This is a genomic window from Mesorhizobium sp. STM 4661, assembly GCF_000359125.1.
Taxonomy (GTDB): Bacteria; Pseudomonadota; Alphaproteobacteria; order Rhizobiales; family Rhizobiaceae; genus Mesorhizobium.
Genome location: NZ_CAAF010000078.1, coordinates 31,128 through 44,248 on the forward strand (window position 1 = coordinate 31,128; position 13,121 = coordinate 44,248).

A 13,121-nucleotide genomic window follows, 5' to 3' on the forward strand; every position below is an offset into this window, starting at 1 on the left:
TTTGCCGGCCATGGACGGATTGATGAAGGGCAAGCGCGGACTTGTCATGGGTGTCGCCAACGATCATTCGATCGCCTGGGGCATCGCCAAGAAATTGTCCGAACACGGGGCGGAACTCGCCTTCACCTATCAGGGCGATGCCTTCGGGCGCCGGGTCAAGCCGCTCGCCGACAAGCTTGGCGCATCGCTGGTGGTGCCTTGCGATGTCGAGGACAGTGCATCGGTCAGCGCCACCTTCGAGACTTTGGGCAAGGCCTGGGGCGGGCTGGACTTCGTCGTCCATGCCATCGGCTTTTCCGACAAGAATGAGCTGAAGGGTCTCTACGCCGACACCAGCCGCGACAATTTCGTCCGCACCATGGTCATCTCCTGCTATTCCTTCACCGAGATCGCCCGTCACGCCGCCAGACTGATGGGGGACAGCGGCTCGATGATCACGCTGACCTATGCCGGCTCCGTCCGCGTCATGCCGAACTACAACGTCATGGGTGTCGCCAAGGCCGGGCTGGAGGCCAGCGTCCGCTATCTCGCCAATGACTACGGCCCGCGCGGCATCAGGGTGAACGGCATATCGGCGGGACCGGTGCGAACACTGGCCGGCGCCGGGATTTCCGATGCACGCCACATGTTTTCCTACCAGCAGCGCAACTCGCCGCTGCGCCGTACCGTGACCATCGACGAGGTCGGCGGTTCCGCGCTTTATCTCTTGTCCGACCTGTCATCGGGCGTCACCGGCGAAATCCACTATGTCGATTCCGGCTACCACATCGTCTCCATGCCGACGCTCGACGAGTTGAAGCAAACCGACGGCGGCAAGGACTAGCAGTCCAGTAAAATTATTAATATTCGCGGCAACTCATTTTAAGGAGATGTCCGCTAAAAGTCCCCCAACTTGGGGACTTTGCACAATGTCTGCTGCCGGCAATCCGACGCGAACACCTGTCTTTCGGCTGCTCACCATTGCCAGCTCGGGTATCGGCAGTTTCATCCTCGGGCTGTGGGGCCTCAAATTCGGTTTCGGCGACGGCCTTGCCGCCATGCAGACCGGAACGATGATAGCCATCATAGCGGCACTTTGCGCGCTCGCTTCCGCGGGAGCGGCGCTGTCCTTCTTCGCTGGCGTCGATGAATCGGCGGACTATGTCTTCAAGGAAACCCATTTCGACAAGCTGACCGGCCTGCTGGCGCGCCCGGCAATGGTCGGCAGGATTGCCGACGCCGCATCCGCGACGATGAAGACCGGCGAACCGGTGTTTCTCATCGACATCGATATCGACCGTTTCAAGCAGATCAACGACGCGATCGGCTACAGCCAGGGCGACGAGCTGATCGGCGTCTTCACCAGCCGGCTGAAGGACTCATTGCCGGAGGGCGCGGTGATCGGGCGCATCGGCGCCGGCGAGTTCGCCGTGCTCATCACCGACCGGGAGATAGAAGGGTCGCTGGAAAGCGCCGTCGAGAAGCTCATCGACCAGATGATGGAGCCCTACCAGCTCAGCTCCCACCTGCAATCGGTCAGCCTGTCTGTGGGCATCGTGGCGATGCCGAAGGATGGCGTCGATCCCGTCCTGATCCTGCGCCGTTCCAATCTGGCGCTGCAGAACGCGCGCGCCAGCGGGGTAGGCAACTGGTCGGTCTTCCATTCCGACATGGGCCAGGTCGCCGACTATCGCCAGTGGATCGAATCGGAATTGCACACCGCTTTCGACCGCGGCGATTTCGACCTGCACTATCAGCCACAACTCGACCTTTCGAGCGGCCGCATCGTCGGCTACGAAGCGCTGATCCGCTGGCGGCATCCCGAACGCGGCATGATCGCGCCCATGGAGTTCATTCCGATCGCCGAGGAAACCGGCATGATCGGCCCGATCGGCGAATGGGTGCTGCGCAAGGCCTGCAGCGATGCCCGCCATCTGCCCGAGGACTGTTTTGTTGCCGTCAACATCTCGCCGGTCCAGTTCATGACCAAGGATTTCGTCGGCATCGTGCGCGATACGATGGCGAGCACCGGCATCAAGCCGTCGCGGCTGGAGCTGGAAGTGACCGAGACGGCGATGATGCAGGACCGCGACCGCGCCGCCACCATCCTGCGGCAGCTTGCCGAGATGGGCATCTCTGTCGCCGTCGACGATTTCGGCACCGGCTATTCCAATCTGAGCTATCTGATCGATTTCTCGTTCGGCAAGCTGAAGATCGACCGCTCCTTCGTCAGCCGCATCGATACCGATTCCAGCTCCGGTGCGGTGGTTTCGACCATTGTCGGGCTTTCGCGCGCGCTCGGCGTCAGCATCATCGCGGAAGGCGTCGAGACCGAAACCCAGGCGACGCTGCTTCGGGCGGCCGGCTGCGAAGTGGTGCAAGGGTTTCTGTACGGGCGGCCGGCACCGCTTGAGCTTGGCGGAGCGCTCGCCGTCCATGGGATCCGCGAACGGCGTGTCGCCAACCTGCACTGAGCGGTATCGTTCAGCCGCCTATCCCAAATCCGCAGCGCGCCCTCGGCTGAAGACCAAGGCCATGTGCTTTTGGGCGAGTTGCGCTAGACTAGCGCCGCGCAGCAAAGATCTTGAACATGCCGTCGCGGGCGATCTCGGCGTGGCTGGAGAAGGCTGCCGCCAGCACCGGCTCGTAGGGGAGTTGACGGTTCGCCACCATGAACAGCCGTCCACCCGGTTTCAGCGCCTTTGCCGCAGCGCGGATCATGCCGGCGCCGATCTCCGGTTCGGTGGCACGGCTGCGGTGAAAGGGCGGGTTCATGACAATTGCGTCATAGCGGCGCTCGACCGCTTCGGTCAGCAGATCAATCCAGAAGAAGCGCGGCTCAACGGTGCCCTTGCCGTCATTGCCTTTCGCCGCTTCTAGCGAGGCGAAGTCCGCCTCGTAAAGGTCGAGCCCCGATATGCCGGGCGAGCGTGCTGCGACCTCCGCCGCCACATAGCCCCAGCCGGCGCAGAAATCGGCAACGTTGCCGCGCAGATCGTTGGGCAGATTGTCCACGAGCAATTTCGAACCGGCGTCGATCCGGTCGAAGGAGAACATGCCGGGGGCGGTGCGGAAACGGCCGTCAATAAGCGGCCAACCGTCTTGCCAATCCTTGATGGATTTCGCGAATGCATCTGCCTGAGGGGTCCCCCCCAGCCAAAACACAACACCATGGTTCTTTGACAGATGACCGCCAAGAGGCACATGGACCTTCTGAGGATGGTACCGCCTTTCGTTGAATATCTCAGGGGGCTGGCCTGGCCGTTCAAGGACAAGTCCGCCCGGTCCACGGCGTCCTATCGCAGCGGCCAACTTGTCTTCGTTGTTGGCCATGCGCTTTCGCAGGCTATCGATGCCATCTTCCTTGCCGCCGGCGACAACAATCAATCCGCCTGACACGACCCGTTCGATCGCATCGGCAATGCGTATTTCATTCTCGCCGCGATGGCGGCCTACCAGGACAAGAGCTGCGTCGAACCCGTGACCTTCTAGACGCGGCGTCACCACATGGCCGGCACGCTCCAGCGAACGAAAGTGTGGCCTGAAGCCCTGCACGAGATGAAGCGCGGCATCAAAGCCTTCCGGCAAGCGGAAGCCAGGCTCCGCGCCGAGGAAGAGAATGCGCGCGTCTTTCGATGGCATCGGGAGAGCTTCGACCTCGAAGGGATGGAACAGGGTCTTGAGAGGTTCTGCCGACATGCGTGGATTGTAGCCTGGTCTTTCTGATTGTTGCTCAAATGAAAGCGGGCGCGACATCCGTCGCGCCCGCTTCGGTCATGTTTTTCAGACCGTTCAGGCGGCGTTTTCTTCGCCTTCGGCCTTCTTGTCGCGAGCGAGTTCCTTGCCGGTGGCCTGGTCGACGACCTTCATCGACAGGCGGACCTTGCCGCGCTCGTCGAAGCCCATCAGCTTGACCCAGACCTTGTCGCCTTCCTTGACGACATCGGAGGTCTTGGCGACGCGGTCGTTGGCAAGCTGCGAGATGTGGACGAGGCCGTCACGCGGACCGAAGAAGTTGACGAAGGCGCCGAAGTCGGCGGTCTTGACGACCGTGCCTTCGTAGATCTCGCCGACTTCCGGCTCAGCGACGATGGTGTGGATCCACTTCTTCGCCGCCTCGATCTCCTTGGCATTGGACGAGGCGATCTTGACGGTGCCATCGTCCTCGATGTTGATCTTGGCGCCGGTCTTTTCGACGATCTCGCGGATGACCTTGCCGCCCGAGCCGATCACGTCGCGGATCTTATCGGTCGGAATGTGCATGACCTCGATGCGCGGCGCGAACTCGCCGAGCTCGGCACGCGCGCCGGAGAGCGCATGGGACATTTCGCCGAGGATATGCTGGCGGCCGTCCTTGGCCTGGTCGAGCGCGATCTTCATGATCTCTTCGGTGATGCCCTCGATCTTGATGTCCATCTGCAGCGAGGTGATGCCGTTGGCGGTGCCGGCGACCTTGAAGTCCATATCGCCGAGGTGATCCTCGTCGCCGAGGATGTCGGAGAGCACAGCGAAGCGTTCGCCTTCCTTGATCAGGCCCATGGCGATACCGGCGACGGGCTTGGCCAGCGGCACGCCGGCATCCATCAGCGCCAGCGAGGTGCCGCAAACGGTGGCCATCGACGACGAACCGTTGGACTCGGTGATCTCCGAGACGACGCGCAGCGTGTAGGGGAACTGGTCAGCGGTCGGCAGCATCGGCCGGATGGCGCGCCAGGCGAGCTTGCCGTGGCCGATTTCGCGGCGGCCCGGCGAACCCATGCGGCCGGTTTCACCGACGGAATAGGGAGGGAAGTTATAGTGAAGGAGGAACTTCTCCTTGTACATGCCGGTCAGCGAATCGACATACTGCTCGTCCTCGCCGGTGCCGAGCGTGGCAACGACCAGCGCCTGGGTTTCGCCGCGGGTGAACAGCGCCGAACCGTGGGTGCGCGGCAACACGCCGACTTCGGAGACGATCTTGCGGACCGTCTTCAGGTCGCGACCGTCGATGCGCGAGCCGGTGTCGAGGATGTTCCAGCGCACGACCTTGGCCTGGAGCTCCTTGAACACGCTGCCGATCTGCTCGGACGTGTACCTGGCCTCTTCGCCTTCGGCCGGCGTGAACGCGGCCTTGACCTTCGCCTTGACGGCGTCGACGGCGGCATAGCGCTTCTGCTTGTCGGTGATCTTGTAAGCGTCGCGGAGCTCGTCGCCGACGATCTTCAGCATCTCGGCTTCGAGCGCGGAATAGTCCGGCGCGGTGAAATCGCGCGGGTCCTTGGCGGCGACTTCGGCCAGCTTGATGATCGCGTCGATCACCGGCTGGAAGCCCCTGTGGCCGAACATGACGGCGCCGAGCATCAAATCCTCGCCGAGCTCCTTGGCTTCGGACTCGACCATCAGCACGGCGTCGGCGGTGCCGGCGACGATCAGGTCAAGCTTGGATTCCTGCATCTCGTCGACATGCGGGTTGAGCACATATTCGCCGTTGATGTAGCCGACGCGGGCGCCGCCGATCGGGCCCATGAAGGGCACGCCCGACAGCGTCAGAGCCGCCGAAGTGGCGACGATCGACAGGATGTCCGGATCGTTCTCGAGATCATGCTGGACGACAGTGACGACGATCTGGGTGTCGTTCTTGTAGCCGTCGGCGAAAAGCGGGCGGATCGGGCGGTCGATCAGGCGGGAAACCAGCGTTTCCTTCTCGCTGGGACGGCCTTCGCGTTTGAAATAGCCGCCCGGGATCTTGCCGGCGGCATAGGTCTTTTCCTGGTAATTGACGGTCAGCGGGAAGAAATCGAGGCCGGGCTTCGGCTCCTTCATCGAAACGACGGTGGCGAGAACCTTGGTTTCGCCGTAGGTGGCGAGCACCGCGCCGTCAGCCTGGCGCGCGATCTTGCCGGTTTCCAGGATGAGCGGGCGGCCGCCCCATTCTATTTCCACTTTGTGGTGATTGAACATGTCTTGTCCTTCATATGCGGAAAGGGCCGCGCCGTTTCAGCGTGCGCGGATGCCCTTTCCCTGGCTTCCTTTCTCGGGCAGCCACGGGCAAGACAACGGGAAGCTCGGTTAGTCCGGCACCGTGGCCGCGACGAGCGTCCTGCAATCCTGCCCCATGACCGTCCATGGGCGGTTTCGAATGGCCCTCTGCTGCTCGAAACCGGGTCTGGCCAATCGATCCGACTGGCCTTGCGCATGACCCCGAAAACCACGGCTTTCGGCAAGCGTCATGCGCAAATCAAATTTTCAGAGCGTCCTTTTGCGCGTCGGGCGCGACGCTCTGTTCCTTCATTGGAGCGCCGGATTGATCCGGTGCTCCAATGCGCGACCGGCGGGCTCTCCGAGGAAAGCCCGCCGGCCAATTCGTCAACGGCGCAGACCGAGCTTCTCGATCAGCGTCTGATAGCGCGCGTCATCCTTGCGCTTGAGATAATCAAGCAGGCTGCGGCGCTGGGAGACGAGAGCGAGCAGACCACGGCGGGAATGGTTATCCTTCTTGTGGTCCTTGAAATGATCGGTCAGGTTCTTGATGCGCTCGGAAAGGATGGCCACCTGGACTTCCGGAGACCCGGTATCGCCCTTGGCGGTTGCGAATTCACCCATCAATTCCTTCTTGCGCTCGGCAGTAATCGACATCGTGTTTTTCCTTATCTGTTTGAGGAAACGGGACGCCCTCAGCCGGGATGTCGTCCAGCAGGGGCCGGTGCAAGCAACGCGTCATGGCGCGATGCTGCGGCGCATATAGTGCAATTCCCCAGAAAACACCAGCCCAATTCACAAGCCGGCTTTGCCGCGGCTTTTACGAGAAAATGAAGACTTTTAGGCTTATGCTATAGCCACTTCCTCCATTTGAAGAAGGCAACCAGGCTTATTGCGACAACAGCCATGAACAAGAGCGCTGCCGGGTAGCCGTAGTAGGCCTTCAATTCCGGCATGTTCCACGGCGAGCTATCAGGGTCGAAATTCATGCCCCACACGCCGACCAGAAAGGTAAGCGGCATGAAGACCCCCGAGACGATCGTCAGATAGCCGATGACTTCGTTGGTGCGCGCCTGGCTCAGCGACAGATGCATCTCGATCAGGCCGGTCAGCATTTCGCGCTGGGTCTCGACCAGTTCGATCAGCCGGAGCGAATGATCGAGCGTGTCGTTCAGGAAGACCTTGGTCTCAGCCTTCACATAGGGCACGTCGTTGCGGATCAGCGTCGCCAGCGCGTCGCGCATCGGCCACAGCACGCCCTTCAGCACATTGGCGTCGCGCCGCAACTCGTGAAGCTTGCGCATCTGGTGCTTGTGCTGCGTGTGCAGCATCTGATCCTCGATGTCGTCGACCATGTCGGCGGCGGTCTCGATCGGCGGGAAATAGCTGTCGACGATGGCGTCGATCAGCGCATAGGCGAGATAGTCGGCGCCGCGCGAGCGCAACCGGTTGGGCACCGAGCTTTCGATGCGCTTGCGCACGGGGTCGAACGGATCGCCCTCGCGCTCCTGGAAGGTGACGACGAAGTTCTCACCGAAGAAAACGGCGATCTGCTCGTAGCGATGCGCCGTGACATCGTCGATCATCCTGACGACGATGAAGGCATGGTTCTCGAAGAAATCCACTTTCGGCCGCTGGCCGGTGTTGACGACATCTTCCAGCGCCAACGGATGCAGGCTGAAAGTGCGGCCGATCTCCTCGATCAGCGGGATGTTGGCAAGGCCGGTGCAGTCCAGCCAGATGACCGGCCAATTGTCGCAATGGGTGTTGAGGTCGTCGATACTGGCATTTTCGATCGTCTCGAACCTGTCGGGCGACATCAGCGTCAGCCTGAGTTCGGACCTGCGGGCCGCGGGATCTGCAATCAGCGTGCCTGGCGAAGCGCCAACCGGCGGCCGCCGCGTTTTCACCGGCACCTGCTTCTTGATCGTCTCAACCTTTGCCATATGCCCCTCGAGCGCAATGTCGAACCGAGATTAGATGAGAGCCGTCACCCGGCAAAAACCCGCCTCGGCTTGAACATGCCTTGCTCGATGGCGCCGATGGCGACCAGCTTGCCACGCGCCATGGCACAGGCTTCCTCGGCCTCCACCGGCGCATCGCGGCCACGGATGATGACCGGATTGCCGAGGCGGATTTTTGTCGCCGCATCGTCACTGATCGCAATCCGCGGCAGGCAATCGAGCGCGGCTGATGTGTCGACCAGAAGCGCGTCGATGGCTGTGAAGTCGACCGGCAGATCGGGAGCGTCGGATGCATCATCGGCCGTATCCGGATCCTCATCGCCCTGTTCGCCGAAACGCGCTGCCTCCAGCTCGGCGATGGTGACGAAGTCGTCCTGGGTGAACGGCTCGACCTCGATCCGGCGCAGCTCGGCGATGTGGCCGAAACAGCCGAGGTCGCGGCCCATGTCGCGGGCCAGCGAGCGCACATAGGTGCCCTTGCCGCATTCGACCTCGAAAATGGTGTGATCGGCATTGTGTTCGACCAGGTCGAGGCGGCCGATCTCGACCTCGCGCGGCGGAATGTCGACCGTCTCGCCCTCGCGAGCCAAGTCGTAGGCACGCTCGCCAGCGATCTTGATGGCCGAGAATTGCGGCGGCGTCTGCATGATGACGCCGGTGTATTTCGGCAGGAGCGCTTGAACATCGGCTTCCGGCGGACGCCGGTCGGAACTCTTCGTTACCGGGCCTTCGAGGTCATCGGTCGAACGCTCCTCGCCCCAGGCGACGGTGAAGCGATAGATCTTGGCGCCGTCCTGGACGTAGGGGACGGTCTTGGTCGCCTCGCCGAGCGCGATCGGCAGCATGCCGGAGGCCAGTGGGTCGAGCGTGCCGGCATGGCCGGCCTTTTCCGCCTGGAACAGCCATTTGATCTTGGAGACGGCTTCGGTCGAGCCCATGCCGACCGGCTTGTCCAGCACCAGCCAGCCGGAGACCGGCCGGCCTTTCTTCTTGCCGCGGCGCGCCATCAGCGATTTCCCGGCTTCTTGCGAAAAGTAGCAGCCGTTTTGGCGACGCTTCCCGCAGGCATTGCCTTGCTTGGCCTTTTCTCGTAGCCGAGGGCGTAAAGCCGTTTGGCAATTAGATATCCTGCTGCAATAGTTCCACCGTTGTCTCCACGATAACCCTCACCAAGCTTTTCGACGATCAACGGTTCTAAGACAGACAAAGGCGGCATGTCCTTAGCCGCAGCATCAAGCATAATGGCTTCGTTATCTTTGGCGTTTACTATGATTTCTATCGCTCTCATTTCGGGGTCACCGTGCGAAATTTCCTTCGTTTTCTTAAAAGGAAGTCCCGAATCGACAATCATATCTACAATTCGAATAGCCTCTTCACTATCAATGCGATCCATACAGTTCTTGTAAAGGATCTGGCGTTGTTCAGTGGTCATGCTTGCAATCATTTTGGGCGTCATTGGCTTGGACATCAATCGTCCTCACCAGTCGGCTTTTCGTTGTGAGCTAAATCGCGCGCCACTTCGGGCGACTTCAAGAGATCGTTGATCCTGGCGAAATTGTCGAAGGAAGTGTCCAGCCGGAAGCGGAATTCCGGCATGTACTTCATTTGCCTAAGCGCACCGGAGACGCGGCCACGGACGAATTTCGCGTGCTTGTTGAGCGCCTCAACCACGGCATTGGCATCGCCGGCGCCAAGCGGCGAGACGAAGGCAGTGGCGATCTTCAGATCGGGCGACATGCGCACTTCGGAGACCGAAACCACGGCGTTCTCGATCAGCGGATCGATGATCTCGCCGCGCTGCAAGGTTTCCGACAGCGCATGGCGCACCTGCTCGCCGACGCGCAGCATGCGCTGGGATGGGCCTGATGTGGTTGGACGGGGCATTTTTTCTGTCCTGAAATCGTGAGGCACGGGATGGGACCGCACCGCATGTCTCATATGTTTTGGGCGGCGGCCTTTCGACCACCGCCCGGTCATGTCGATAGTATACGAACTCAGAGCGTCCGGGTCACCATCTCGACGCGGAAGCACTCGATGACGTCGCCGACGCGCATGTCCTCGTAGTTCTGGAAGGCCATGCCGCATTCCTGGCCACCGGGGACTTCCGAGACCTCATCCTTGAAGCGCTTCAGGGTTTTCAGCGTGCCTTCGTGGATGACGACGTTGTCGCGGATCAGGCGTACGCCCGCGCCACGCTCGACCTTGCCTTCGGTGACACGGCAGCCGGCGATCTTGCCGACCTTGGTGATGTCGAAGATCTCGAGGATCTCGGCATTGCCGATGAAGGTCTCGCGACGCTCCGGCGAGAGCAGGCCGGAGAGCGCCGCCTTCACGTCATCGACGAGATTGTAGATGATCGAATAGTAGCGGATCTCGATGCCTGCCGCCGCGGCAGCGGCGCGCGCCTGCACATTGGCGCGGACGTTGAAGCCGATGATCGCGGCACCCGAGGTCTCCGCCAGCGACACGTCGCTTTCGGTGATGCCGCCGGCGCCGGCATGGACAATGCGTGCACGCACCTCGTCGGTGCCGAGATTGTCGAGCGCGGCGTTGATCGCCTCGATCGAGCCCTGCACGTCGCCCTTGATGACCAGCGGGAATTCCTTCAGCCCACTCGTCTGCAATTGCGACATCATCTGTTCGAGCGAGCCACGCTGGCCCGCATGCTTGGCCACCGCCTTCTCGCGCGCCAGACGCTGGCGGTATTCGGTGATCTCGCGGGCACGGGCCTCGTTGTTGACCACGGCGAAGCGGTCGCCGGCCAGCGGGGTTCCCTGCAGGCCGAGCACTTCCACCGGCATCGCCGGCGGCGCTTCCTTGACCTGCTCGCCGCGGTCGTTGACCAGCGCGCGCACCCGGCCCCATTCATTGCCGGCGACGAGGATATCGCCCGGCATCAGCGTGCCGGTCTGCACCAGCACGGTGGCGACGGGGCCGCGGCCCTTGTCGAGCTGGGCCTCGATGACGACGCCCTCGGCGGTACGGTCCGGATTGGCCTTGAGGTCGAGGATTTCGGCCTGCAGCAGGATCGCTTCGAGCAGCTTGTCGAGATTGGTGCCCTTGGTCGCCGACACTTCGACATCCAGCACTTCGCCGCCCATCGATTCGACGAAGACCTCGTGGCGCAGCAGTTCCGAACGCACCTTCTGCGCATCGGCCTGCGGCTTGTCGATCTTGTTGATCGCCACGATGATCGGAACGCCTGCCGCCTTCGCGTGGCTGATCGATTCGATCGTCTGCGGCATCACGCTGTCGTCGGCCGCCACCACGAGGATGGCGATATCGGTCGCCTGGGCACCGCGGGCGCGCATCGCCGTGAAGGCAGCGTGGCCGGGCGTGTCGATGAAAGTGATCTTGTGGCCATTCTTCTCGACCTGATAGGCGCCGATGTGCTGGGTGATGCCGCCGGCCTCGCCGGACACGACATTGGCGTTGCGGATGGCGTCGAGCAACGAGGTCTTGCCGTGGTCGACATGGCCCATGATCGTCACCACCGGCGGACGCGGCTCGAGATCTTCGGGACGGTCGGCGATGTTGAACAGGCCTTCCTCGATGTCGGACTCGGCGACGCGGCGGACCGTGTGGCCGAATTCAGTGGCAACCAGCTCGGCCGTGTCGGCGTCGATGACGTCGCCCGGCTTCAGGATCTGGCCCTGCTTCATGAAGAACTTGACCACATCGACGGCGCGCTCGGACATGCGCTGCGCCAGTTCCTGGATGGTGATGGTTTCGGGCAGGATCACTTCGCGCATGACTTTCTCGCGCGGTTCATTGTGCATCGCGCGCTTGAATTTCTCCTGACGCCGCCGCATCGACGACAGCGAACGGGCGCGCGCATCCTCTTCGGAAAGCGCGGTGTTGAGCGTCAGCTTGCCGCGACGGCGGTCTTCCTCACCCTTGGTCGGCTTGGCCGGGCGCGCCACTTCGGGCGTAACCAGACGGCGCACCGGGGCACCGGCGCCGGCGCGCTTCGGCTTGACCTCCTCATCGTCGTCGGCGGTCGCCAGTTCGGCGGCCAGCGGCGCACGGCGGCGCGCCTCTTCCTCGGCACGGCGGCGGGACTCGGCCTCGGTCTGCAGCCGCGCCTCTTCCTCGGCTTGGCGGCGCGCGGATTCCTCGCGCTCGCGCTTGCGGCGTTCTTCATCCTCGTTGCGGCGCTTGGCCTCGTCGATGGCGCGCTGGCGATCCTCGACGTCGCGCACTTTCGACCCTTCCAGGGCTCGGCGGCGTGCTTCCATCTCATTGCGCGACAATTCGTTCAGCACCATGCCGCCGCGTTCGACCGGCGGCGGGGACGGCGGCGCCTTGGGCGCTTCCTGCACGACGGGCGCTGCCGCGACCGGCGGCTTCGGCGTGAAGACGGACACAGGGGCAGCGGCCGGCTCCGGCTTGTCACCGGGCAGCGAGAACTTGCGCTTCTTGGTCTCGACGACAACCGACTTGGTGCGGCCGTGCGAGAAATTCTGGCGCACTGTGCCCTGTTCCGTACCGGGGCGCTTCAGCGTCAAGGTCTTCTTCGGCGTAACACTCAACGTCTTGTCGTCGCCCGATTTCGTATCGCTCATTCCATATCCTCTGCGGCATCATCTTCATCAGCAACGGCCGCAAGCATTGCCAGATCGTCCGGGGAACCGCCCCGATACCGGTCGAGCGCAACCATGCGCTTCTGGACCGCCCTGCCCGCGTCTCCCGCGAGAACGGCAGCATGTATCACATTTGTACCCCCCAAAGCCAAGCTCAACTCGGCCTCGGAGAAAAGTTTGTAGGCAAGGATGGCGGGGCCGCCGAGATGGACGGTTGCCCGCCGCGCCTGGCTGATCTTGCGAACCCCATCATCGGACGCCTCGGCTGCGTGGAGCACGAAAAGTGCCAGTCCGCCGCGCACCGCGCTCTCGACCTTGGTGGCGCCGAGCGCGATCGCGCCTGCCTTGCGAGCAAGGCCCAGCATACCCAGAGCGGATTTGGAAAGCAGCCCGTCGACCATGCCACCGAGGTCGGCCGGCACGGCCACTTGCGCCTTGAAGGCGCGGGCAAACAGGTTTTTCGCTGCCGCCTTGTCGATATGTAGGCGGTCGGCCGTCACCCAGCAACCGCGGCCGGGCAGGTTTTTCTTGATGTCCGGAACGACGGCCGAATCCGGGCCGACGACGAAGCGGATCAGTTCATCCGGTTCGGCCTGTCTGCGCGTAACGATGCAGGTGCGATCGTTCATCTCGTCCA

11 protein-coding genes are annotated in these 13,121 nt (G+C 62.5%); 2 read left to right on the forward strand and 9 right to left on the reverse strand.

The window, feature by feature from the left end; genetic code table 11:
* Positions 1–10: 10 nt before the first annotated feature.
* Entirely contained in the window at positions 11–823 is an 813-nt protein-coding gene (gene fabI, locus MESS4_RS26515; protein ID WP_006337952.1) for an enoyl-ACP reductase FabI, read from the forward strand.
* An 85-nt stretch (positions 824–908) separates the two neighbouring features.
* Positions 909–2,453, forward strand: a complete 1,545-nt coding sequence (locus MESS4_RS26520; protein ID WP_006337953.1) for a bifunctional diguanylate cyclase/phosphodiesterase — start codon at positions 909–911, stop codon at positions 2,451–2,453.
* Positions 2,454–2,541: 88 nt separating this feature from the next.
* Here the strand turns inward: MESS4_RS26520 and MESS4_RS26525 are convergent, their stop codons facing one another.
* The 9 genes from MESS4_RS26525 to MESS4_RS26565 form a co-directional block, all read right to left on the reverse strand.
* A complete protein-coding gene (locus MESS4_RS26525) occupies positions 2,542–3,678 on the reverse strand; it encodes a class I SAM-dependent methyltransferase (protein ID WP_006337960.1) in 1,137 nt (378 codons plus the stop codon).
* Between the two features lie 93 nt (positions 3,679–3,771).
* Positions 3,772–5,919, reverse strand: a complete 2,148-nt coding sequence (gene pnp, locus MESS4_RS26530) for a polyribonucleotide nucleotidyltransferase (RefSeq protein ID WP_006337961.1) — start codon at positions 5,917–5,919, stop codon at positions 3,772–3,774.
* Between the two features lie 405 nt (positions 5,920–6,324).
* On the reverse strand, positions 6,325–6,636 hold the full coding sequence (gene rpsO, locus MESS4_RS26535; protein WP_280953385.1) for a 30S ribosomal protein S15: 312 nt from the start codon (positions 6,634–6,636) through the stop codon (positions 6,325–6,327).
* Between the two features lie 152 nt (positions 6,637–6,788).
* Positions 6,789–7,883, reverse strand: a complete 1,095-nt coding sequence (gene corA / locus MESS4_RS26540; RefSeq protein ID WP_006337964.1) for a magnesium/cobalt transporter CorA — start codon at positions 7,881–7,883, stop codon at positions 6,789–6,791.
* 44 nt (positions 7,884–7,927) lie between these two features.
* A complete protein-coding gene (gene truB, locus MESS4_RS26545) occupies positions 7,928–8,908 on the reverse strand; it encodes a tRNA pseudouridine(55) synthase TruB (RefSeq protein ID WP_006337965.1) in 981 nt (326 codons plus the stop codon).
* On the reverse strand, positions 8,908–9,369 hold the full coding sequence (locus MESS4_RS26550) for a hypothetical protein (RefSeq protein WP_006337966.1): 462 nt from the start codon (positions 9,367–9,369) through the stop codon (positions 8,908–8,910). The genes truB and MESS4_RS26550 overlap by 1 nt, the downstream gene beginning before the upstream one ends.
* Positions 9,369–9,785 (reverse strand): 30S ribosome-binding factor RbfA, encoded by a 417-nt coding sequence (gene rbfA / locus MESS4_RS26555; RefSeq protein ID WP_036242243.1) that lies wholly within the window; start codon positions 9,783–9,785, stop codon positions 9,369–9,371. The genes MESS4_RS26550 and rbfA overlap by 1 nt, the downstream gene beginning before the upstream one ends.
* Positions 9,786–9,895: 110 nt before the next feature.
* On the reverse strand, positions 9,896–12,466 hold the full coding sequence (gene infB / locus MESS4_RS26560; protein ID WP_006337975.1) for a translation initiation factor IF-2: 2,571 nt from the start codon (positions 12,464–12,466) through the stop codon (positions 9,896–9,898).
* On the reverse strand, positions 12,463–13,113 hold the full coding sequence (locus MESS4_RS26565) for an RNA-binding protein (protein WP_081609871.1): 651 nt from the start codon (positions 13,111–13,113) through the stop codon (positions 12,463–12,465). Before MESS4_RS26565 ends, infB begins: the two co-directional genes overlap by 4 nt.
* Positions 13,114–13,121 lie beyond the last annotated feature (8 nt).

Bases quoted from the DNA above. Each gene is read 5' to 3' on its own strand.
- fabI (WP_006337952.1), top strand. From the start codon at position 11: ATGGACGGATTGATGAAGGGCAAGCGCGGACTTGTCATGGGTGTCGCC.
- infB (WP_006337975.1), bottom strand. From the start codon at position 12,466: ATGAGCGATACGAAATCGGGCGACGACAAGACGTTGAGTGTTACGCCG.
- corA (WP_006337964.1), bottom strand. From the start codon at position 7,883: ATGGCAAAGGTTGAGACGATCAAGAAGCAGGTGCCGGTGAAAACGCGG.
- pnp (WP_006337961.1), bottom strand. From the start codon at position 5,919: ATGTTCAATCACCACAAAGTGGAAATAGAATGGGGCGGCCGCCCGCTC.
- MESS4_RS26550 (WP_006337966.1), bottom strand. From the start codon at position 9,369: ATGTCCAAGCCAATGACGCCCAAAATGATTGCAAGCATGACCACTGAA.
- MESS4_RS26565 (WP_081609871.1), bottom strand. From the start codon at position 13,113: ATGAACGATCGCACCTGCATCGTTACGCGCAGACAGGCCGAACCGGAT.
- truB (WP_006337965.1), bottom strand. From the start codon at position 8,908: ATGGCGCGCCGCGGCAAGAAGAAAGGCCGGCCGGTCTCCGGCTGGCTG.
- MESS4_RS26520 (WP_006337953.1), top strand. From the start codon at position 909: ATGTCTGCTGCCGGCAATCCGACGCGAACACCTGTCTTTCGGCTGCTC.
- rbfA (WP_036242243.1), bottom strand. From the start codon at position 9,785: ATGCCCCGTCCAACCACATCAGGCCCATCCCAGCGCATGCTGCGCGTC.
- MESS4_RS26525 (WP_006337960.1), bottom strand. From the start codon at position 3,678: ATGTCGGCAGAACCTCTCAAGACCCTGTTCCATCCCTTCGAGGTCGAA.